The following is a 21,547-nucleotide window of genomic DNA, read 5'->3' as shown; positions in this document are numbered from 1 at the left end:
GACATGCGCGGCATTTCGCTTCCGGCAAGGCAGGATCGTCTTTTGGGACTAGTTCATGCCGTGATGGGCCACCGTCAGTCCTAGCCCAACTGCTTTAAACCGAATTCGGTTACTTAAGCGCCACAGTCAAGCGGCAAGAGCGCAGAAAGACAAAAAGGCCGGATGCGCTTGGCATCCGGCCTTTTCGATCTGGCTCCCGGTGCTGGACTCGAACCAGCGACAAGCGGATTAACAGTCCGCTGCTCTACCAACTGAGCTAACCGGGATCGGTGACTGACCTTTCGGCCGCCGCCGTTGTTGGCGTGGCGGGTGTATAGCCGAACCATTCGGACCTGCCAAGCCAATTCCGACAGAAAAACGAATTTTCTTTCGACGGCGGGCGAAGCGGTGGGGAAGGGCATTCTGTGAATGAAAACAAGGCTAAAACGCAAAAAACCCCGCTGGGGGCGGGGCTGCGTTCGGTCTTGCCGATCATCATCTATACTGCTGTCAGGTATGGAGGCACGGGCGGGAATCGAACCCACGTACACGGATTTGCAGTCCGCTGCAATAGCCTTCTGAAAAACTTTTTGAAATCAATGGTCTAGGCCACCCATTGCCCCTCGCTCCATGGGAGCAAGATGGGAGCAAAATGGCTTACGTCGAGAAACGGGGGCACAGCCTGAGGGTGGTTGTGAGGGTCCGGGGCAAGGTCGAGGCCCAACGGACTTTCCCCCTGGAAGCCGTCGAGGAAGCCCGGAAGTGGGGCGAGGAACAGGAAGCCGCCCTTGGGGTCGTGGGGAGGGGCAGGGGACGCAAGCGTGAGTCTTTGGCGCCTCGTAGGACGCTTCAGGATGCGCCCGAACCGAAACCGGCAGCAGACCTACCGGCCAGCACCACAAGCTATCCCCTGACGCTCAGGGAGGCCCTTACCCGCTATCTCTCCGAAGAGAGTCCGAAGAAGAAGGGCCACGAACAGGAAAAGGGGCGGATCGGCTCTTGGCTCGCCCTTCCCCTGGCCGATAAGCGCATGGTGGATATAACAACGGTGGAGCTTGTGGAATGGCGACAGGCGGAAGAACAGCGGAAGGGCTGTAGAGGGCTTCCGATTTCCCCATCAACAATCCGTAATAAGCTGGCAGTCCTGTCCGCTATCTACCAACACGCCCGTAGCGAATGGGCAATGCCCGATCTTCAGAACCCCGTCCGTGGTGTGAAACTCCCGAAGAACCGGAAGGGCAGGGATGTTCGCTTGACGCCCGCCCAGAGAGAGGAACTGTGGAAGGAGCTTCGGAACCCAATCCGCAAGCCATATCTGTACTACATTGCCCGCCTTGCCTCACTAACTGCCATGCGGCAGGGGGAACTATGGCGGATTGCACGTTGGGAATGCTGGGATAAGGCGAATGTTATTCACCTGACCGATACCAAGAACGGCGATAGCCGGGATGTTCCGCTTTCCATGGAGGCGGTGAGGGTTCTGCGGGAATGGTGGATTGAGCAAGGCAGGCCAACAGTCGGCCCCCTGTTCCCCGACGTGATGCGCCCTGGCACGGTGGTTCGCTCTTACCAAAAGGTAATCCGGGCGATCCGTAAGAGAAACCCGACCTTCCCCCACATTACCTTTCACGACCTTCGGCACATAGCGGCTACCGATATGAGCAAGAAGCTATCCAATGTCTTGGAGTTGTCGGCGGTTACGGGGCATAGAAGCGTTCAGGTTCTAAAGAGATACTACAACCAGATGCTAAGGACTTGGCGTCTAAGTTGGGATGAAGAGAGTAGGGGGCTTCCGCCCCCTTCTTGCTTCCTTTGAATTTTCTCATCATTTCATTTTAGATAGAATTAACTGTTCGTCAGTCTTTCCGGACACAAGATCTGATAGGGGTATAAAGGTAGAGCGGTGCGGTACTTTTGGTGCCGTCGTGCCTGTCTACGCAGGCATAACACAGGCTTGGCACCCCCACCTGCCACCCAACCCCAGACGCTAAGATTTTCTATGATTGCAGCTACCACATGGGCGGTCAAAGTGACATTGTATGAATTTTGTGAGGTTTGCTAAAAGCTTGTACGATAAAATCCAATGGACAAATTTTGGAGGCAGAGAAATGGAACAGACCTCTCTCAAATTTGCTACGCAAATAGATTTCAAGTCAAGCGAGTTCGTGGATTTGGATAACCATATATCCCAAACAGGTGTTCTTCCTCTTGTTCATATAAAGAATGGAATTATAAGGCCGCTTGGTAGCTGTTTCTCTATTACGAGTGATGGGCTATACATGACTGCTCGTCATGTAATCGAGGAGGGATTTCAGCTTATTGGAAATGAGAGATATGTAGAATTAGATGAAAAAGAACAAGGTGTTTTCGGTGCTCTATTCATATCAAGCAGAAACCACCCGGAAAATCCAGATCATATTCTTGGGGGAGTGCTTGAGGCGTCACATGTCTTTTTTGGTGCTAACTTAGATATTGCACTAATAAAACTCTCGCTTCCGGTGCACGTTGAGACTGGAGAGATGCTCAGTCCCCCTGTGCATCAACTACGCCTTAGCTTCCCCGGCATTGGAGAGCCATTCTTCAGTCTTGGCTATCGAGCTATGGACTGGAGTAAGGGTGTGGAAACGAATTCCTATATCGCTGATCATCGATATTCTGCGACCAGAGGGCAAGTTGAAGAACTCCATGCTGGAGGCAGAGATAAATCAATGTTGCCCTTCCCTTGCTTTCGCACATCGGCTCGTCTCGATGGGGGTATGAGCGGGGGGCCGATTATTGATAACTTTGGCCGTGTCTTTGGTGTTGTTTGTTCGTCGTTTGGTACTTCCGATGATACTGATCAGCACATATCTTACGGGTCGCTAATTGGCCCAGCTATGGCTATGACGCTCGACGTAACTGATGTGCAAGGCGGTCCGGTCCGAAAAGCGTTCTTGTGGGAACTTGTCGATGGCGGCGCAATTGCCGCTGACAAGCGGGGCTTTGATGTTGAGCGTTCAGGAGAGAACATTAAGATTTCTATCGGACAAGCACTGACAGTAAGCGCAAAAATTGAAAATTAGTATTGCGATTATCCGCTAGCAGCCTGCACCAGATAGAATAGTTGTCCTTCATACATGAAAATTTGTCTTTCACTCACGTCAGGTAGTTGATCGACGTTAATCATAAGGATGACGCATGTGACACGGTGTGGATTGAGTACCCGCGGGATACCCGCAGACAACTCGTGGTGCCGCACTGTGCCGCACTTTCCCAACTTGGGGCTATTCCGTGCCGTATGAAAAAGGCGCAGGAGGTTCGGGCAACTCTGTATGAGTTTCAGGGTCGGAGCAACTTTGCGTATCTTTCAAGATACTGCTAGAAGCCAAGCGAGCGGGGGAGGCCCTGATTGCGGCGAAAAAGCAATGCCCCCACGGCACGTTCAAGGATTGGGTAGCCGCCAACTGCCGATGCAGTTACCCGAACGCCCACCGATACATGCAGGTAGCTAAGAAGGCGATAAATCTCCCACGGGAGACTTTTGAAGCCATGGCTGAAGTTTCTATCAGGGAGTTCCTTGGACGCACTGAGACGCCCCAGGAACCCACCCCGGCGGATCCGGCCCCCGCGCCCTCCTTCACCCGCGAAGACGCTGAATACGCCCTGAAGATCCATGCCCGCGTTGAGCGGGGACAGGACGGTGAAAGGGACATAGCCGCGACAAAGCTTGCGAAGGTGGCCGAGGGGTTCGCACCTAATTCACCCATCCTGAGAGAGGCCATTCACGATAAGGAATCCCCAGCATGACCACGACCGACAGCAACACCCTTCCGGTTCTTGAAGCTGGGCAGGACGCCTACAAGCGCATTCAGGAAAGCGGGCGAATGCTCCGCGACGACTGGCGGACGGTAGGTGTGGCCCTGTTGGTCGGGCTGAGTGCCTGTCCCCGAAGACGGGGAAGCTGAACGCTAGGAAGTTCGGGGAATGGTGCGTTGCGAACGGCTTTGGAGACATTCCGAGTGCAACCCGATCAAATGCCCTGTGGCTGGCCGAGGAATGGGAAACGGTTTGGCGTGTGCTTTGTGGTGACCACAAGGCAGCCCACCCCGACAACATCCGGGCTGCCTTCCGCAAGGCAACGAAGATCAGCGGGGAAACCGCCGCGAAGGCTATGAAGCTGTTCCGCCGGTCCGATGATGAAGCCTCTTCGGATGCTGAAGTTGCAGCGGCACTGAAGGCCCTCGACCGTATGGCCGAAGCGGCTTGCATGGATCGGGCGACCTTCGTTGACGTGTGTTCCGAGCTTGAAGAGAAAAAAGAGGAAGAGAAGGCGAAGACGCCCAAGGCCGCTAACCCTGAGTTCCGGGAAAGTCTTGCAGCCTCTATGCAGGAACAGCTTGAAGCCCTTCAGCGTCAAGTTGAAGCCCTAACGTCACTCTTGACCAAGCACGGGATTTCTGTCCCGGCTGTTTAATTTCCATTTAGTGGGAGGGCCTTCGGGCTCTCCCTTTTTATTTCTTTGAGTGGTTCGACAGATTTACAATAATCTTTCTGCGCATCCATGGTGCGCAAATCATTCTTCGTTTACACCAAATGGTAATGCGGCCATAGCGCCTCCTAGGACTCCTTACAGGTGCTTCTAAGTTTCCTGCATCCACCCTGCTGCCAACATCCACACTGCATCCACGGGGCTTCTGAAGGCCCTTCCTGTTGCTCCGAGCCGACGTTGGGCAATCGGTGCCGATGATGACGTTGGAGTACCGGCAGAGCGGAGGGGGCGTATTGGACGAAGCGGGTTAATTCACCCACCTGATTTTGGGTGCTAGATTGTGGTGATTTATCGTTCAATATCAATGACTTAGAGGGAAAAATGGGTCTTATTCACCCACCCTGAGGAGGAGCGATCTTGCGAAGCCCATTAAGACAGGGGCGGACGCAACGGCGGACCTACTCCGAACACCAATTATCGAACAATTCACCCACCCTGAGAGAGAATGGTAAGGACTAAGGGAAGCCATGCGGAGTTAGTTAGTAAGGTGACTCTTGTTAGATGGTCAGACTCTACCCCAGTCCGTACCGCTTCAATGTTTTTGAATTTGTTCGATATTTGGTGGTGGTTTGAAGCCACGCCATACAGAGCGTAGCGTAAAGGATATACTCTATGGGATTTTCAGCGATTGCAGCGGCTACCGTTGCGTCGGCGGGTATCGGGGCAATGTCAGCAAGTTCTTCTGCTAAAGCCCAGGCTAAGGCGGCGGAAAAGGGGCAAACCACTACAACCGTTCCATGGGCTGAGCAACAGCCGTATCTTACAGATGCATGGCAGAAGGCTCAGGCGAATTTCGCCAGTGCCCAGAACACCCCCTATTACCAAGGCAACCTCTATACGGGACTGAATGACGTTCAGAAAGCCGGCTTGAGCGGGATTACCAATTGGGCGGGTACGAACGGCGGTATGCTGGCCGGCAAGACCACGAACGCCAGTGTTGACGCCCTCACCCGCGGCGGCTTCTTCGCAGACAATGCCGTAAATGGTGCCGCGGGAAGTTGGGGGGCGGGTGTTCCTGGGGATCAGTCGAGCGCTATGGCAGCTTTTGGCACCGGGGCGCTTGGCAACTCGGGCGCCCTGAACAGCGCAATCATGGGCACCATTGCGAACGCCCAGAACGATCCGACCAAGGTGAACATCGCCGCGGCGGGGCAGTATGCCGACAACCCCTATCTTCAGAGTCAGATTGACGCCGCTTCGGCAGACGTCACCGATCAACTTGGGACGGGCCTTGTTGGCCTGAACAACCAAGCGAGTGCGGGCGGGAACCTCAATTCCAGCCGGGCGGGTGCCGCTGAAGCTGAAATGCGGGGGCAGGCTGCCCGAACCATCGGCAATATGTCCGCGACCATGCGCAGCAATGCCTACCAGTCGGGGCTACAGCTTGCCGAAGGTGCCCGACAGGCGAACGCACAGACGAACCTTGGCGCCCTCTCTGCCGGCCTGAACTTCACCGGACAGGGGCTAAATGCCCTGAACGGGGCACAGGATGCGCGGAACGCCGAGATTGGGAACCGCATCACGTCCAATGGACAGCTTGCGGGGCAGACGGGCCTTGGTTTCCAGGGTGCGGACCTGTCCAACAATATCGGACTGAATAACGCGGGAGCGGTGCTGAGTGCGGGCGGTGTTTACCAGTCCGACGCAAACAATCAGAACCAAGCCGATTTCCAGCGTTGGCAGGGGCAGGACACCCGTTCCACCGATCTTCTGAAGCGATACTATGAGATTGTCGGTTCTAATGGTTGGGGCGGTACGAAAACAGAGACAGGCGCCTATGCCGGTCAAGGCGCGGGTGCCTCTGCCCTTCAGGGGGCTATCGGTGGCGGGTTCACCGGCCTTGGTATGCTCGGCACCGGAATGAACCTCTACAACACCTATTTCAAGACCCCGGCAGCCCCCAGCTACACCGGGGGCGGGATGGTCGGAAACAACGCCTTGGGCGGAACCGGGATGCTCGGCGGTGGTGTCTAACTGAACAGAGGTGGGGAGGCTGCGGCTTTGGCCCGTGGGAGACTCAGGACGCCTCAGGGATGCAGTCTGCCCTTTTCCGGCTACCTGCCTATAGGCGGAAGCTTGGCGGCACCCCTGACTCTTCCACGGCCCTTCCTGTAGGTCTTCTCAATCCACCCCCTCTGCTAGACGCACCCATTCGGCCCGCTGTTCGGGGGTCATGATTTCCCAGGCGATGACGGTTGCCTTGATCGACTGAGGGACACCAGACGCCCACGCCCCGCGGATGCCTTGGGACACACCGCTCTTGGACAGCTTCAGCAGGGACCGAAGCGTTTCCTGAGATAGGCCCGCTTGCTTGGCGCGGACTTGCCATTCTGAGTTCTCCATCCGTTGACCCTCTCACGGTGAAAAGTTTAAGTCACGCAAATTTCACCCTTGTAGCGCAGGTTTCAGTGACTTAAACCTTCTCCTAACGAAGCCGCTTCACATCACCCAAGTCGCCCGAACCGCGGAAGGAAATCCCCTTCCCGCGAACACCCTAACCTTGCCGAAAGGAACCCGCCGTGACCAAGCGTACCGATGCCATAGCGAAAATGCTGAACCGCCGTACCGACCTTGGGAAGGCCCGTGCGATCATGGGTCTTGCTGGTGTCTGCGGTACGGCTTTCCAACTGAATGAACTTCTCTGCACCCCCTCCTTGGTCTACGGCCCTGTTGGCATGACCCGCGGAGACGAAGCCCAAGTCCGCGAACTGGTGCGGTCGCTGATAGCGGGCTTTGGTGCCGTCGATACCGATTGCACCGATAGCGCCGTGAGTATGGCCGCCAATGCCCTGAACAACCGTGACGCGCCCATAACTCCCAAGGCCGCGGAGTTCCTTCGGGCCGAGTTCCTTCGGATTGCCCATGTGGCGGAAGGGTTGGCGAAGGGCCTGAAGTAGGCGACCAAGCCCGCAGGCTAACACCCCTTATTTCCCACGTTTGTCCATTCTATCGCATCCCTACGGCCGGCCTGCGCCTTCCTGTTGATCGGGATCGGTGTAGCGCCGGCCGTATGCGTTCAGTTTATCAGGTGTCCCGCCTGAAGCGCGTTCTAGAGCCGTTTCAAGCCTGTCGAGGCGCAGCATCGTATCTAATTGGTGGCGGCGAATTTCACTTAGTAAGTCAATTATACGTGCTGTATCAATATCCCCCATCTGTCCCGCCCTATCGACACTGTGAAAGGATGGTATATTTCTTGGAACCGGGGCCGCTTCTGTCTTTCTTCTGAACGGCTTGGCGATGCACCGAACGGCGAACTTTATGAGCCAAACCGTCATAATGAGTATGCCGATAGCCAGCCCACCGATGATTACTTTTCCAATGGCTTCCTTCAAATCAATCATTTTTCCACCAGAAGATAATTTCAACCAAAGAGACGCTTGCGCCTCTTCACCCATACACGGCTTGGTTGGCTATCTGGAAGGGGTAAGCGTGTCCGCTTGATGGTATCCCTGGTGTCGGCAACTGCCTTACAGCGGGGGCGATAGCGGTCCCAACACCCGCTACCCCCTGTGGGGCCGTCTTGTTCAGGTATACCTAAACGAGGCGTTTCAGCAAGACACCCAAGCCTAGGCTTTCTGCGTCTCATTTGGGTTGACTGGTGCTGCAAGACAGTGCATCAAGGCAGGGTCTAGAACCAAACGAGACAGGAATAGGGTGTCATGGCGGTTTACGGTTATGCACGGGTCAGCACTACCGATCAGAACCTCACCGTACAGGAAGAGGCGCTTCGGGCTGCCGGCTGTGACGTGATCCGTACTGAGAAGGTCAGCGGCACCACCCGGAACGGACGGGCCGAACTGGAAACCCTCCTACAGTTCCTTCGCCCCGGTGACACGTTGATGGTCACGCGGGTTGACCGCCTTGCCCGCTCTATCGCTGACCTACAGGACATTGTGCGGGAATTGGAAGCTAAGGGCGTGGCGCTGAAGGCAACCGAACAGCCTATCGACACAGGCACCGCGGCCGGTAAAGCCTTTCTCGGTATGCTTGGCGTGTTCGCAGAGTTTGAGACGAACATCCGAAAGGAGCGGCAGTTAGAGGGGATTGCGAAGGCCAAGGCGGAAGGCGTCTACAAGGGCCGTAAGCCGTCCATCAATACCGCCGAGCTAATGGCCCTGAAGGCGGAAGGGCTAGGGGCAACGGAGATTGCCAAGCGGCTCGGGATCGGCCGTGCCAGCGTCTACCGCATCCTTGGGGCCGATGCCTGAACCGTGGGGCAGGGCAGGGCGGTAGGAGTCCCAAGGGACCGGAAGACACTCCCGGCCCTCCCCCGGCCCCTTGAAAACCATGGTTCGTAGATTGGGGCTAAACCGCTGTTGTTTTGTTGTTGTTCCGACCTTCACCGGCAGTGGACCGCCCCAGATTTTCCAATGGGACTCCCCGGCACCCCCACCCCTTTCGATCTTCGGTTTCCGCAGAGGGGGCGGCATTTCGACAATCGGCCCCCACCGGGGTAGGCGCGGCGCCCTGCTAACTGCCACCGAACAATGCACCCACCCTGAGGATAACAATCACTCAGGATTAACGACCATGAACACCAAAGTTTGTCGGGATTGCGGTAAGGAATTTCCGCTCAGAGATTACTATTTTCGCCCGTCGAATGGCCGCTACGATGCAAAATGTAAAGACTGCCACAAGATAAAACGCAAGATGTGGCTTATTTCCTCTACGTCCAAGCCTGCCAATGAGAATACACCGTTTCGTCAGCGCATCTCCAAAATGCCAATGGCGGGGAATACATACGGCAAGGTTACAGTTCTTGCAGAAGCCGGGTCGGACACCCACGGGAACCGCCTTGTTCAAGCGCGGTGTGAGTGCGGGACCGTTGCAGTCAGACATGCGGCGGCCCTTCGTAGGCCCGGCTATAGGTGTCTTAGCCCTTGCGCAGAGAAGATTGAAGGACAGTCAGAGCATCCGCTGTATAAAACATACACGATGATGATCCAGCGATGCGGAAACCCTAAAAGTACCGGGTGGGAATATTACGGAGGCCGCGGGATCAAGGTCTGCGAACGTTGGCGCAATTCCTTCCTGGCATTTGTGGAGGATATGGGCGAGCGGCCAGAAGGCTACACGCTTGACCGTATCAACAATGATGGGGACTATACCCCTGAGAACTGCCGTTGGGCCAGCAAGGTCACACAATCACGAAACCGCCGCCCCCGTTCTGCAAAGCGAGCCTAAGCCGAACTAGCGCTGACGACTGCCGTGTAGCTGATTTCAGATGGCAGGTAGGGTAGTTGCTCCCATTTTGCTCCCATGAACCTAAAGCGTATCAGCAATGCGGCTACGGCAAAGCTGGACTACTTTACCGCGATAAGGCAGAAATGCGAGTTCGTCGGGCAACGGATCAGCTGTGGGAGCAAACGCCCACAGCAGGCCGAAGCCTTGGGTGCAATTGGGAGCAAGATGGGAGCAAATTGGGTGCCCTGCGCCAACTAGGCTTCAGGGCTAAAGGCTGAAAACCCTAAGGTTTCCAGAGGGTTAGGATGGAGGCACGGGCGGGAATCGAACCCACGTACACGGATTTGCAGTCCGCTGCATCACCACTCTGCCACCGCGCCATCCTGACCGGCACCGGCGCGCCGTTTCCGGTGCGCCCTCGGTGTGGAGCGGTGGTATAGCGGCCTGGAACGGAGCGGTCAAGGCGAATGGTGACGATTTTTGAACATCGTCGATCCAGCCGGCATGACCGCTTCTTGCCGACGTCTCCGCCTGCCGTTTTCCCGGCCTTCGGCAAAGCCCGCGCGCATATCGCTCGTGACATTGTGTTCGCCAAGCCTTTGCGGCTATATACGGCCATGGCAGGAAGCCGTTCGCTGTTCGGCTTGGTGCCGGTGTCGTCACAACACATCAATAAGCGACCGCCATGACCGATTTCGCCGCCGCACGCTATTTCATGGTCGAGGGACAGATCCGCCCCAACAAGGTGACGGATCAACGTCTCGTCGATGTCCTGTCGGAGCTTCCGCGCGAAGCCTTCGTTCCTTCGTCGGCGCGCGGCGTCGCTTATGTCGACGACGATCTCCCCATCGGCAAGGGCCGCTTCCTGCTGGAGCCGATGGTCTTCGCCCGTATGCTGCAGGCCGCTGCCGTGCAGGAGACCGACCGCGTGCTCGACGTCGGTGCCGCCGGCGGTTACTCCACCGCGGTGCTGGGGCGGCTCGCCTCGTCGGTCGTCGGCCTGGATTGCGACGAAGAGCTGACCGCCGCCGCGGCCGCGGCGCTGGCCGGGCAGGGGATCGCCAACGCCAGGACCGTCACCGGTCCGCTGGCGGAGGGGTACGCCCAAAACGCCCCTTACGATGTGATCGTCGTCGAAGGTACCGTTCCGGAGGTGCCGGCGTCGCTGACCGGCCAGCTGGCGGAAGGCGGGCGTCTGCTTGCCATCGTCCAGGGCAAGGGCAGCGTCGGCGAGGTCCGGCTGTTCCAGCGCACCGCCGGCGTGGTGTCCAGCCGCATCCTGTTCGAGGCCCAGCCGCACGCGCTGCCGGGCTTCGAAAAGAAGGCCTCCTTCGTGTTCTGACCGGATTCGCCGGTTGGACTGGTCTTGAACTGAACCGTGCAGTTTACCTCTGCGCGGTTCTGCGCTACCGTCGCCGTCGCCCTTGCACGAAAGTGAGCAACCATGGCCGCACCGTTTGAGATCGAGGTGGAAGAACTGGACCGCCGCCGCAAGGCCGGCGACGAACCGGTCGTCCTCGACGTGCGCGAACCGTGGGAGTTTGCGCTGTGCGCCATCGACGGCAGCCTGCACATCCCGATGAACGGGCTTCCCGGTCGGGTGGAGGAGCTGCCGAAGGACCGCGATGTCGTCGTCGTGTGTCACCACGGTGGCCGCAGCGCGCAGGTCACCATGTGGCTGCGTTCCAAGGGCTTCGACCGTGCCATCAACCTGGATGGCGGTGTCGATGCCTGGGCGCGCCGAATCGACCCGAACATGAAGGTCTACTGAACATGACCGTGCGAAGCCGTTTTGCGCGCCGCTGGCTGCTGGCGACGGCCCTGACCCTGACCGCTACGATGGGCACAGCAGTGACCGGCGGTGGTACGGCCCAGGCCCAGTCCCTCGAGCAGGCCCTCGCCCAGGCCTATGCCAACAACCCGACGATCGGTGCCCAGCGCGCCCGCCTGCGTGCCGTCGACGAAGGCGTGCCCCAGGCGCTGTCCGGCTACCGTCCGACCGCCCGCGTGACCGCCGGCATCTCCCGCTCGACAAGCGAGAGCAAGTTCGACGGCGGTTCGACCGGCTCGGAAGCCAACGCCAAGAGCGTCGGCGTCACCGCCACCCAGCCGATCTACGACGCCACCGTCGCCCCGGCAGTCCGCCGCGCCGAGCGGCTGGTCGAGGCGCAGCGCGCCACCCTGATCGCCTCGGAACAGTCTGTCCTGCTGGCCGCCGCCCAGGCCTATCTGGACATCGTTCAGAACCAGGCCATCCTGCAGCTGCAGACCAACAACGAGCAGGTGCTGCGCCGTCAGCTGGACGCCGCCCGCGACCGCTTCCGCGTCGGCGAATACACCCGCACCGACGTCAGCCAGTCCGAGTCGCGCCTGTCGGCCGCCATCGCCTCCAAGATCTCGGCCGAAGGCACGCTGCGCGCCTCCCGCGCCACCTACGAGCGTCTGGTCGGTGCCGCTCCCGGCGAGCTGAAGGCGCCGAAACCGGCCTTCCGCCTGCCGAAGAACCTGGACGAGCTGGTCGAACTGGCCCGCGCCAACAACCCGAACGTCCTGTCCGCCTCCTACACCGAGGCGGCGCAGCGCGAGGCGGTGGACCAGCAGTACGGCCGCCTGCTGCCGTCGGTGAACCTCTCGGCCAGCGGCACCCGCACCTACGATCCGGGCCGTTCGTCCGGCATCGATCTGAACCGCTCCGACAGTGCGCAGGTCACCGCTCAGGTGACCATCCCGCTCTATCAGGCCGGTCAGCCGGAAGCCCTGGTCCGCGAGGCCAAGCAGACTGCCAACCAAGCCCGCCTGCAGATCGAGGAATCCCGCCGTCAGGTGACTGAATCGGCGGTCAGCGCCTGGCAGGCCCTGCAAACGGCCCGCGCCAGCATCGAGTCCTACTCGGCGCAGATCAAGGCGGCGCAGATCGCCTTGGAAGGCGTCCGTCAGGAGGCGCAGGTCGGTTCGCGCACCGTGCTCGACGTGCTGAACCAGGAACAGGAACTGCTGAACGCCCGCGTCTTCCTCGTCCGTGCCCAGCACGACGAAATGGTCGCGGCCTTCAATGTACTGGCGTCCAGCGGACAGTTGACGGCGGACAGGCTGAACCTGCCGGTCCAGAAATACGACCCGACCGCGAATTACGACAAGACGCGGGGCAAGTGGTTCGGAACTTCGGTGACCGAATGAACGAAGCGGCCCGCGAAAGCGGGCCGTTTTTGTATTGTGGCTTTTTTGCCAGCCCTGCCCTAGGTTTGGGGCAGGTTGACGTCTCGGGTTGCCAAGATGAGCGATAAGGGCCAGCAAGAACCTTCGATGGAGGAAATCCTCGCCTCCATCCGGCGGATCATTTCCGAGGACGGCGAGCCTGCCAAATCGGAAACACAGGCGCCTTCGCCGCCTCCACCTCCGCCGCCCCCTCCGCCGCCGCCCCCGCCACCCCCGATGGTGGAGGACGACGACGACGTTCTGGAACTGACCCAGATGGTGGAGGATGAACCGGACGAGCGGCCCGACTTCGGCCAGCCCGATCCCGACCCCTGGCCGGAGGAGCCGGCCTTTCCGGAGCCGTCGCCTCCTCCTCCGCCGCGCTGGGACGAGCCGGAACCCGAGCCGATGCCGCCGCCGCGTCCCGCCGCCCGGCGGCCGATGCCGGCCTTCGACGATTTCGAGGATGACGAGCCGCCGCCCCCGCCGCGTCCGCGCCGCCGCGCGGTCGATCCGGATGCCGGGCTGATCTCCCGCCGGACGGCGGAGGATGCCTCGCACCACCTGACCCATCTGGCGCGCGAGCTGGGCGACGACCTGTCCATCGGCCCGATGCCCATCGGCATCCGCACGGTGGAAGAGGTCGTGCGCGAGCTGCTGAAGCCGCTGTTGAAGGAATGGCTGGACGAGAATCTGCCAACGGTGGTCGAGCGGCTGGTCCAGCAGGAGATCGACCGCATGATCCGGCGGTCGCAGAAGTTCTGACCCTGTCTTTCCGAGACCCGCCTTTTTGATCCTTGGTTGAGACGTTTCTAGCGAAAGTTCGTGGTGATGTTGGAAAAGACGTACCGGCCCGCCGAGGTCGAGGAGAAGCACTACCGCCTGTGGGAAGAGTCGGGCGCATTTGCCGCCCAGCCGCAGGGGAACGGCAAGCCCTACACCATCATGATGCCGCCGCCGAACGTCACCGGCAGCCTGCACATGGGCCATGCGCTGACCTTCACCATCCAGGACGTGCTGACCCGCTACAACCGCATGCGCGGCCGCGACGCCCTGTGGCAGCCCGGAACCGACCATGCCGGCATCGCCACCCAGATGGTGGTGGAGCGCAATCTGGCGAAGGACGGCAAGACCCGCCACGATTTCGGCCGCGACGCCTTCATCGACAAGGTGTGGGAATGGAAGGCCGAATCGGGCGGCACCATCACCCGCCAGCTGCGCCGCCTGGGCGCCTCCCCCGACTGGCCGCGCGAACGCTTCACCATGGACGAGGGGCTGAGCCGCGCCGTCCGCAAGGTGTTCGTTGAACTGCACCGTCAGGGCCTGATCTACAAGGACAAGCGGCTGGTCAACTGGGACCCGAAGCTGCACACCGCGATCTCCGACCTCGAGGTCGAGCAGAAGGAGATCAAGGGCAACCTCTGGCACTTCCGCTACCCCATCGACGGGGAAGAGGGGCGCTTCATCGTGGTCGCCACCACCCGTCCGGAAACCATGCTGGGCGACACCGGCGTGGCGGTGCATCCGGAGGATGAGCGCTACAAGGACCTGATCGGCAAGATGGTCCGCCTGCCGCTGGTCGGCCGCCTGATCCCCATCGTCGGCGACGAATATGCCGATCCGGAGACCGGGTCGGGTGCGGTGAAGATCACGCCGGCCCACGACTTCAACGACTTCGAGGTCGGGAAGCGCTGCGGGCTTGAGCAGATCAACATCATGGATCGCGACGCCCGGCTGAACGACAACGTTCCCGAAGCCTACCGCGGGCTGGACCGTTACGAGGCGCGCAAGCGGATCGTCGCCGAGCTGGAGGCGCTCGAGCTTCTGGAGAAGATCGAGCCGCACACCCACATGGTTCCGCACGGCGATCGCTCCGGCGTTGCCATCGAGCCGTGGCTGACCGACCAGTGGTATGTCGATGCCGCGACCCTGGCGAAGCCCGCCATCGAGGCGGTGGAGACCGGCAAGACGGTGTTCGTGCCCAAGCAGTGGGAGAACACCTATTTCGAATGGATGCGCAACATCCAGCCCTGGTGCATCAGCCGCCAGATCTGGTGGGGCCATCAGATCCCGGCCTGGTACGGTCCGGACGGCACCTTCTTCGTCGAGGAGACTGAGGAGGAGGCGCACGCCGCCGCGAAGGTGCATTACGGCAGCGATGTGGAACTGACGCGCGATGCCGACGTGCTCGACACGTGGTTCTCGTCGGCGCTGTGGCCCTTCTCGACGCTCGGCTGGCCGGACCAGACGCCGGAACTGGACCGCTACTATCCGACCGACGTGCTGGTGACCGGCTTCGACATCATCTTCTTCTGGGTCGCCCGGATGATGATGATGGGCCTGCACTTCATGAAGGACGTGCCCTTCCGCACCGTCTACATCCACGCCCTTGTTCGCGACGAGAAGGGCCAGAAGATGTCGAAGTCGAAGGGCAACGTCATCGATCCGCTGGAGATCATCGACCAGTACGGCACCGATGCGCTGCGCTTCACCCTGTCGGCGATGGCCGCGCAGGGTCGCGACATCAAGCTGGCGGTGAACCGGGTCGAGGGGTACCGCAACTTCGCCACCAAGCTGTGGAACGCCGCCCGCTACTGCCAGATGAACGGCTGCGATCCGGTCGCCGGCTACAAGCCGGTCGGCCTGACCCAGACGGTCAACCGCTGGATCGTCGGCGCGCTGGCAGATGCGGCGAAGAAGGTCGCCGAGTCCATCGACGCCTACAAGTTCAACGAGGCCGCCGGTGCCGCCTACCAGTTCACCTGGGGCACCTTCTGCGACTGGTACATGGAGTTCACCAAGCCGATCCTTGCCGGTACCGACGAGGCGGCGAAGGCGGAAACGCGGGCGACCACCGCCTGGGTGCTCGACCAGATCCTGCACATCCTGCATCCGCTGATGCCCTTCATCACCGAAGAGCTGTGGGAGCAGTTGTCGCCGGCCCGCGCCAACCGGCTGATCTCGGCTGAATGGCCGGAGTTCGCCGCCGACAGCGTCGATCCGGATTCGCGCGACGAGATGGATTGGGTCGTGCGTCTGATCAGCTCGGTCCGCTCCATGCGGTCGGAGATGAACGTCCCGCCGGCGGCGCAGATCGAGCTGAAGCTGAAGGATGCGAACGCGGTGAGCCTGAAGCGGCTGGACACCCACCGCGACCTGATCCTGCGCATGGCGCGCCTGTCCAGCGTCGAGCCGCTCCAGGGCGATGTGCCGAAGAGCAGCGTCCAGGCGGTGCTGGACGAGACGACGCTGGTCCTGCCGCTGGAAGGCATCGTCGATCTCGACAAGGAGAAGGCGCGCCTGTCCAAGGAGATCGACAAGCTGGCCGGTGAGATCAAGAAGATCGACGCCAAGCTGTCGAACGAGCAGTTCGTCGCCAAGGCTCCGGAAGAGGTGATCGAGGAGCAGCGCGACCGCCGCGAGGCCGCCGATCAGGCCCGCGACAAGCTGCAGAAGGCGCTGGAGATGCTGGCCGGGTGAGGTGTGGGGGAGGGGGCTTGGTTGCCCATGCCCCCTCCCCACCCGTCCGCTACAGCGTGAAGATCGCCAGCAGCACCAGCACCGCGATGACCCCGGCGATGCTGAGCTTCATGAATTTGGTGAAGGCGATCCAGGTCGCCTGATGTGAGCGGACGGTCTCCGCACTGACCGGGTTGGGACTCACGGCCGCCATATCGATCAACCCTCCAACAGTTTCTTTTGCCCGCAAATTTTGACGCGGACGCACAGAAACGCAACAGATTCCGAGTGGAACCGTCAACCATGCCGGAAGGGTGGTGATCGGAAGGGACGGGGCCCTTAGAGTGACGGGCTCAGCGGCGGGTTCACCAGGGCCGCGAGGTCCGGAACCGGACCGTCGATCCGGACCAGATCGCCATCGATTCGGGCACGGCCTTCGGCGATCAGGCGGACGGCATGCGGATAGAGCCTGTGTTCCGACAAAAGGACGCGGTCGGCCAAGCTGTGGGCGTCGTCGTTGGGCAGGACCGGAACCGCGGCCTGGGCGATGATCGGACCCTCGTCCATTTCAGGACGCACATAATGCACTGTGCAGCCATGGAAGCGGACGCCGGCGGCCAGCGCACGCTCATGGGTGTCCAGCCCCTTGAAAGAGGGCAGCAGGGACGGGTGAATGTTGATGAGCGCGTTGTGCCATTGTCCGACGAACCAGGGCGACAGGAGGCGCATGAAGCCGGCAAGGCATACCAGCTCGACACCGGCCTCGCGCAGAGCGGCATCCATCGCCGCCTCGAAGGCCGGCTTGTCGCCGGGATAGCCGCGGTGGTCGACCACCGCGGTGGCGATCCCAGCGCCTGACGCACGCTCAAGGCCGAAGGCATCGGCCTTGTTGGACAGCACCAGTGCGATCTCGGCCGGGAAACCCGGCGCGGCGCAGGCGTCGATCAACGCCTGCAGATTGCTGCCGCGCCCCGAGATCAGGACGCCGAGCTTCAACTTGCTCATCAACGAATCCTTAGGCGTCCCTTACGCGGTCCAGGCCGCGTCCATGCCAGTGACGGTCACGCGGGCGTCGCCGTCCTTCAGGGCGGTGACGGTGCCGACGGTGAAGACCGTCTCGCCGCCCTCGCGCAGAATGCCGATGGCCTCGGCCGCCTTGTCGGCCGGAACCACGACGACCATGCCGAGGCCGACATTGAAGGTGCGCGCCATCTCGTACGGAGCGATGCCGCCGGTCTTCATCAGCCAGGAGAAGACGGGGGGCAGGGTCCAGGTCGAGGCATCGAGAGCGACGCCCAGCCCGTCCGGCAGGACGCGCGGAATGTTCTCGATCAGGCCGCCGCCGGTGATGTGGGCCATGGCACGGACCGTGCCGGCGCGCACCGCCTTCAGCGTGCTCTTCACATAGATGCGGGTCGGAGTCAGCAGGGCTTCGCCCAGCGTCTTCGACGCGTCCCACGGGCAGGCGGAGTCGTAGTCGAGGCCCGACTTTTCGACCAGCTTGCGCACCAGCGAGTAGCCGTTGGAATGCACGCCGGTGGAGGCGAGGCCGAGGACCACGTCGCCCGCCTGGACGGCGGAACCGGTCAGGGCGTGCTGGCGTTCCACCGCACCGACGGAGAAGCCGGCGAGGTCGTAATCGCCCTCGGAATACATGCCCGGCATCTCGGCGGTCTCACCGCCGACCAGCGCGCAGCCGGCCTGACGGCAGCCTTCGGCGATGCCGGCGACGATGTCGCGGCCGGCGGCCACGTCGAGCTTGCCGGTGGCATAGTAATCCAGGAACAGCAGCGGCTCGGCGCCCTGCACCACCAGATCGTTGACGCACATGGCGACGAGATCGATGCCGACGGTGTCGTGGCGGTTGGCGAGAATCGCCACCTTCAGCTTGGTGCCGACGCCGTCGGTGGTCGCGACCAGAAGCGGATCCTGGTAGCCGGCGGCGCGCAGATCGAACAGCGCGCCAAAACCGCCCAGGCCCGCGTCGGAGCCTGAACGCGCGGTGGAGCGGGCAAGCGGCTTGATCGCTTCGACAAGCGCGTTGCCCGCATCGATGTCCACACCGGCCTGCTTGTAGGCGTCGGACATGTTATAGGACTGGGTGCTGATGGTATCCTCGCTTGGGCTGAGCTATATACCGGGCCTTGGGCTCGGGCCGAACATACTCGAATCGGAAGGCTTTGCAATGCTCCACCGCCGCCGCGCGCCGCTCCTCGCCGGTCTTGCTGCCATGTCCACCGCTCTGGTCGTGACGATGACCGGGCCGGCCGGGGCGCAGACCGGTTCCCCGCCGCCGGCCGCCGTCTCCGCCGCCACCTCCGCTGCCGCCGCCCCGTCCGCTGCAGACCCCTTCGCGGTGTCCGGCGTCCGGGTCGACATCAACGGCAGCAATCCGACCACCGTGCGCGATCAGGCGATCCGCGAGGCGCAGGCCAAGGCCTGGGTGGAGCTGTACCGCCGGCTCGTTCCCGGCGGCGGCAACCCTCCGCGCCTGTCCGACGGCGAGATCGCCAAGCTGGTCCAGGGCTTCGAGATCGACGAGGAGAAGGTGTCGGCAAGCCGCTATGTCGGCGCCATCACCGTGCGGTTCCGGCCCAATGCGGTGCGCGACGCCCTCGGTCAGAGCGGCGGTGCCGCCCAGTATGTGGAGCCGCCGTCGCGGCCCTTCGTCATCCTGCCGGTGACGCTGACCGACGGGCGTACCATCCTGTGGCAGGACCGCACCCCCTGGCGTGCGGCCTGGGAGGCGCGGCAGCCCGCCGCCTCTCTGGTGCCGCTGGTGGTGCCGGACGGCGAACTGTCCGATGCCCAGGCGATCAGCGGCGAGGATGCCGTCGCCGGCAATGCCGACGCGCTCGCCCGCATCGCCCAGGCTTACAAGGCCGGCGGGGTGGTCGTCGCCCGCACCGATCTTCCGGCCAACGGCCCCGATCCGGCCCGCGGCCTGACGGTCGACGTCACCCGTTACGGGCTCGACGGCACGCGCGAGAACCAGACGGTGCAGGTGAAGGGCGGCGGCACCGCCGACGAGCTGCTGAACCGTGCCGTCGCGTCGGTCGGCACCCAGGTGGACGATTCGTGGAAGCGCGAGCACACCACCGCCACCGGGCCGGAGCAGAACACCCTCGTCCGTGTGCCGCTGACGGCGGTGAACGACTGGGTGGAAACGCGCAAGCGGCTGTCCGCCGTCAATGCGGTGACCCGCAACACGCTGATGTCGATCACCCGCAGCGAGGCGCTGATCACCCTGACCTATCGCGGTGCGCCCGAACAGCTGGCCCAGGCGCTCGCCCGCCAGGATCTGAGCTTCGCGCATGCCGCACCTCCCGTCGCCGCCCCTGTTGCCGCCGGTTACCCCGCGCTGCCGGCTCCGTCGGCTGACTGGCAACTGACGCTGCTGCCGCGCGGGTCGGGTACCGCGTCGGCCGGTGCCGTTCCGTCCTCCGCCGCGCCGATGGCCTCGCCGACCTCTCTGGCGCCCTCGGCGCCGATGGATGCGGGTGCCGTGGGCACGATGGGCGCCCCGCCGCGCAACCTGGGAACGCTGCCGGCGAAGAGCGCACCGTGAGCGTACCCAACATCATCACGTTCCTGCGCATCGTGGCGGTTCCGGCCGCGATGTACATGATCCTCACCGGCAGAATGGAGTGGGCCTTCGCCCTCTTCGTCGCCGCCGGCCTGTCCGATGCGCTGGACGGCGCCATCGCCCGCATGTTCCGCGCGCGTACGGTGCTGGGCGGCTATCTCGATCCGCTGGCCGACAAGGCGCTGATCGTCGGGGTGTACATCGCCCTGGCCTGGGTCGGCACCATCCCGTTGTGGCTGGCGATGATGGTGGTGTTCCGCGACATCATGATCATCGGCGGCGTCATCCTGCTGTTCACGCTGAAGGAGACGCTGGCGATGCAGCCGCTCTACATCAGCAAGGTGAACACGGTGGTGCAGATCGCGCTGGCCGCCGCCGTGCTGGCGCCGCCGGCACTGGGGCTGCCGGACATCCACCTGAACGGCTGGGAACTGGTCGATGTGCTGGTGTACGTCTGCACGGTGACGACGGTGCTGTCCGGTGTGCTGTACGCCCGGCGCGGCGCCCTGCTGTTCAATCGGCTCGGCGGCGTTCCGTGACGCCGGCCAAGCAGCTCCGCTTCTGGCTGATTGGCCTGGGGCTGTTCGTTCTGGCGCTGTGGCTGCTGGCGGACATGCTTTTGCCCTTCGTGGTCGGGCTGGCCATCGCCTATCTGCTCGACCCCGCGGTCGACCGGCTGGAGGCGGCGCGGCTGCCGCGCTGGTTCGGCACCACGCTGGTGCTGCTGGGCTTCGTGCTGGTCATGGTGCTGATGGCGCTGCTTCTGCTGCCGCTGGTGCAGGGGCAGGTCTCCCACCTGCTGGAGGTGCTGCCGAACTATGCGACCCTGGCGAAGGAGCGGCTGATCCCGGCGCTGAACCGCTTCATCCACCGCCTGCCGGCCGACGATGTCGAGCGGCTGCGCGCCGCCGCCGGCAATTATGCCGGAGAGGTGGCGGGGCTGGTCGGCCGCGTCGTCACACGCATCCTGTCGGGCGGGCTGGCGCTGTTCGACATCGTCACCCTGATGTTCATCACCCCCGTCGTCGCCTTCTATATGATGCGCGACTGGGATCTGATGGTGGGGAAGGTCGATTCGTGGCTGCCGCGCCAGCATGCCGAGACGGTGCGCGAGCAGGCGCGGGAGGTGAACGTCACCCTGTCCGGTTTCGTGCGCGGGCAGGCGACGGTCTGCGTCGTGCTGGGCGTCTTCTATGCACTGGCGCTGTCGGCGGCGGGGCTGGATTTCGGGCTGGTGATCGGCCTGATGGCCGGGCTCCTGTCCTTCATCCCCTATGTCGGCACTCTGTTCGGCTTCGTCGCCAGCACCGGCCTTGCCCTGCTGCAGTTCGACGAGTTCTGGCGCGTCGCCATCGTCATCGGCATCTTCCTGTTCGGACAGGCGGTGGAAGGCAATGTCCTGACGCCGAAGCTGGTGGGCGACAAGGTCGGGCTGCATGCGGTGTGGGTGATGTTCGCCCTGCTGGCCGGCGGCAGCCTGTTCGGATTCGTCGGCGTGCTGCTGGCGGTTCCGGTGGCTGCGGTGATCGGCGTGTTGACCCGCTTCGCCTTGCGACAGTATCTCTCGAGCCCGTACTACCGCGGCATCGACGCGGAACGCTGATGGGTGTGTCCGC

General features: G+C 62.0%; 21 protein-coding genes and 2 tRNA genes. 17 read left to right on the top strand and 6 right to left on the bottom strand.

The window, feature by feature from the left end; all coding sequences use genetic code 11:
- Window positions 1-190: 190 nt before the first annotated feature.
- Window positions 191-266 (bottom strand) — tRNA-Asn (locus ABNQ39_RS05665).
- 365 nt (window positions 267-631) lie between these two features.
- On the opposite strand from ABNQ39_RS05665, the gene ABNQ39_RS05660 reads away from it, so the two are divergent.
- The 6 genes from ABNQ39_RS05660 to ABNQ39_RS05635 all read left to right on the top strand — a co-directional run bounded on the left by ABNQ39_RS05660 (window position 632) and on the right by ABNQ39_RS05635 (window position 7,404).
- Entirely contained in the window at window positions 632-1,795 is a 1,164-nt protein-coding gene (locus tag ABNQ39_RS05660; RefSeq protein ID WP_376959427.1) for a tyrosine-type recombinase/integrase, read from the top strand.
- Window positions 1,796-2,087: 292 nt separating this feature from the next.
- Window positions 2,088-3,041 (top strand): S1 family peptidase, encoded by a 954-nt coding sequence (locus ABNQ39_RS05655; RefSeq protein WP_376959426.1) that lies wholly within the window; start codon window positions 2,088-2,090, stop codon window positions 3,039-3,041.
- A 720-nt stretch (window positions 3,042-3,761) separates the two neighbouring features.
- Window positions 3,762-3,923 (top strand): hypothetical protein, encoded by a 162-nt coding sequence (locus tag ABNQ39_RS05650; protein ID WP_376959425.1) that lies wholly within the window; start codon window positions 3,762-3,764, stop codon window positions 3,921-3,923.
- A gap of 110 nt (window positions 3,924-4,033) precedes the next feature.
- Window positions 4,034-4,432, top strand: coding sequence for a hypothetical protein (locus ABNQ39_RS05645; RefSeq protein WP_376959424.1), 399 nt, complete (start codon window positions 4,034-4,036; stop codon window positions 4,430-4,432).
- Between the two features lie 687 nt (window positions 4,433-5,119).
- A complete protein-coding gene (locus tag ABNQ39_RS05640) occupies window positions 5,120-6,481 on the top strand; it encodes a hypothetical protein (RefSeq protein WP_376959423.1) in 1,362 nt (453 codons plus the stop codon).
- Window positions 6,482-7,026: 545 nt separating this feature from the next.
- Window positions 7,027-7,404, top strand: coding sequence for a hypothetical protein (locus ABNQ39_RS05635; RefSeq protein ID WP_376959422.1), 378 nt, complete (start codon window positions 7,027-7,029; stop codon window positions 7,402-7,404).
- A 60-nt stretch (window positions 7,405-7,464) separates the two neighbouring features.
- On the opposite strand, the gene ABNQ39_RS05630 is transcribed toward ABNQ39_RS05635, so the two are convergent.
- Complete coding sequence (locus tag ABNQ39_RS05630; RefSeq protein ID WP_376959421.1) at window positions 7,465-7,902, bottom strand: hypothetical protein; 438 nt, start codon at window positions 7,900-7,902, stop codon at window positions 7,465-7,467.
- A 264-nt stretch (window positions 7,903-8,166) separates the two neighbouring features.
- Between ABNQ39_RS05630 and ABNQ39_RS05625 the strand changes: the two genes are divergently transcribed.
- Window positions 8,167-8,715, top strand: coding sequence for a recombinase family protein (locus ABNQ39_RS05625; RefSeq protein ID WP_376959420.1), 549 nt, complete (start codon window positions 8,167-8,169; stop codon window positions 8,713-8,715).
- A 322-nt stretch (window positions 8,716-9,037) separates the two neighbouring features.
- Complete coding sequence (locus ABNQ39_RS05620) at window positions 9,038-9,691, top strand: hypothetical protein (RefSeq protein WP_376959419.1); 654 nt, start codon at window positions 9,038-9,040, stop codon at window positions 9,689-9,691.
- Window positions 9,692-9,997: 306 nt separating this feature from the next.
- Here ABNQ39_RS05620 and ABNQ39_RS05615 read toward each other — a convergent pair.
- Window positions 9,998-10,071: transfer RNA gene (locus tag ABNQ39_RS05615), tRNA-Cys, on the bottom strand.
- A gap of 87 nt (window positions 10,072-10,158) precedes the next feature.
- Between ABNQ39_RS05615 and ABNQ39_RS05610 the strand changes: the two genes are divergently transcribed.
- From ABNQ39_RS05610 to ABNQ39_RS05585, 6 genes are all read left to right on the top strand, one after another.
- Window positions 10,159-10,380, top strand: coding sequence for a hypothetical protein (locus tag ABNQ39_RS05610; protein WP_376959418.1), 222 nt, complete (start codon window positions 10,159-10,161; stop codon window positions 10,378-10,380).
- Complete coding sequence (locus tag ABNQ39_RS05605; RefSeq protein ID WP_376959417.1) at window positions 10,377-11,033, top strand: protein-L-isoaspartate O-methyltransferase family protein; 657 nt, start codon at window positions 10,377-10,379, stop codon at window positions 11,031-11,033. Before ABNQ39_RS05610 ends, ABNQ39_RS05605 begins: the two co-directional genes overlap by 4 nt.
- Before the next feature lie 102 nt (window positions 11,034-11,135).
- Window positions 11,136-11,462 (top strand): rhodanese-like domain-containing protein, encoded by a 327-nt coding sequence (locus ABNQ39_RS05600; RefSeq protein WP_098739752.1) that lies wholly within the window; start codon window positions 11,136-11,138, stop codon window positions 11,460-11,462.
- A 2-nt stretch (window positions 11,463-11,464) separates the two neighbouring features.
- Window positions 11,465-12,868, top strand: a complete 1,404-nt coding sequence (locus ABNQ39_RS05595; protein ID WP_098739751.1) for a TolC family outer membrane protein — start codon at window positions 11,465-11,467, stop codon at window positions 12,866-12,868.
- A 255-nt stretch (window positions 12,869-13,123) separates the two neighbouring features.
- Window positions 13,124-13,651: a DUF2497 domain-containing protein gene (locus ABNQ39_RS05590; protein ID WP_376959416.1), complete on the top strand. Its 528-nt coding sequence runs from the start codon at window positions 13,124-13,126 to the stop codon at window positions 13,649-13,651.
- A 66-nt stretch (window positions 13,652-13,717) separates the two neighbouring features.
- Window positions 13,718-16,366: a valine--tRNA ligase gene (locus ABNQ39_RS05585; RefSeq protein ID WP_376959415.1), complete on the top strand. Its 2,649-nt coding sequence runs from the start codon at window positions 13,718-13,720 to the stop codon at window positions 16,364-16,366.
- A gap of 49 nt (window positions 16,367-16,415) precedes the next feature.
- Here the strand turns inward: ABNQ39_RS05585 and ABNQ39_RS05580 are convergent, their stop codons facing one another.
- The 3 genes from ABNQ39_RS05580 to purM form a co-directional block, all read right to left on the bottom strand.
- A complete protein-coding gene (locus ABNQ39_RS05580; RefSeq protein WP_109051686.1) occupies window positions 16,416-16,559 on the bottom strand; it encodes an aa3-type cytochrome c oxidase subunit IV in 144 nt (47 codons plus the stop codon).
- Window positions 16,560-16,684: 125 nt separating this feature from the next.
- Window positions 16,685-17,350, bottom strand: a complete 666-nt coding sequence (gene purN, locus ABNQ39_RS05575) for a phosphoribosylglycinamide formyltransferase (RefSeq protein WP_376959414.1) — start codon at window positions 17,348-17,350, stop codon at window positions 16,685-16,687.
- A gap of 21 nt (window positions 17,351-17,371) precedes the next feature.
- Window positions 17,372-18,433 carry a phosphoribosylformylglycinamidine cyclo-ligase gene (gene purM / locus ABNQ39_RS05570; protein WP_376959413.1) on the bottom strand — a complete coding sequence of 354 codons (1,062 nt, stop codon included), beginning with the start codon at window positions 18,431-18,433 and terminating at the stop codon, window positions 17,372-17,374.
- A gap of 97 nt (window positions 18,434-18,530) precedes the next feature.
- Here purM and ABNQ39_RS05565 point away from each other — a divergent pair, with 97 nt between their 5' ends.
- The 3 genes from ABNQ39_RS05565 to ABNQ39_RS05555 are packed head-to-tail and all read left to right on the top strand — an operon-like array spanning window position 18,531 to window position 21,534.
- Complete coding sequence (locus ABNQ39_RS05565) at window positions 18,531-19,913, top strand: DUF2066 domain-containing protein (RefSeq protein WP_376959412.1); 1,383 nt, start codon at window positions 18,531-18,533, stop codon at window positions 19,911-19,913.
- Window positions 19,910-20,470: a CDP-alcohol phosphatidyltransferase family protein gene (locus ABNQ39_RS05560; RefSeq protein WP_376959411.1), complete on the top strand. Its 561-nt coding sequence runs from the start codon at window positions 19,910-19,912 to the stop codon at window positions 20,468-20,470. The genes ABNQ39_RS05565 and ABNQ39_RS05560 overlap by 4 nt, the downstream gene beginning before the upstream one ends.
- Entirely contained in the window at window positions 20,467-21,534 is a 1,068-nt protein-coding gene (locus ABNQ39_RS05555; RefSeq protein ID WP_376959410.1) for an AI-2E family transporter, read from the top strand. The genes ABNQ39_RS05560 and ABNQ39_RS05555 overlap by 4 nt, the downstream gene beginning before the upstream one ends.
- The last annotated feature ends 13 nt before the right edge of the window (window positions 21,535-21,547 follow it).

Source organism: Azospirillum sp. A26, from assembly GCF_042604635.1.
Taxonomy (GTDB): domain Bacteria; phylum Pseudomonadota; class Alphaproteobacteria; order Azospirillales; family Azospirillaceae; genus Azospirillum; species Azospirillum palustre.
This window is presented reverse-complemented; position numbering and strand designations above follow the sequence as displayed.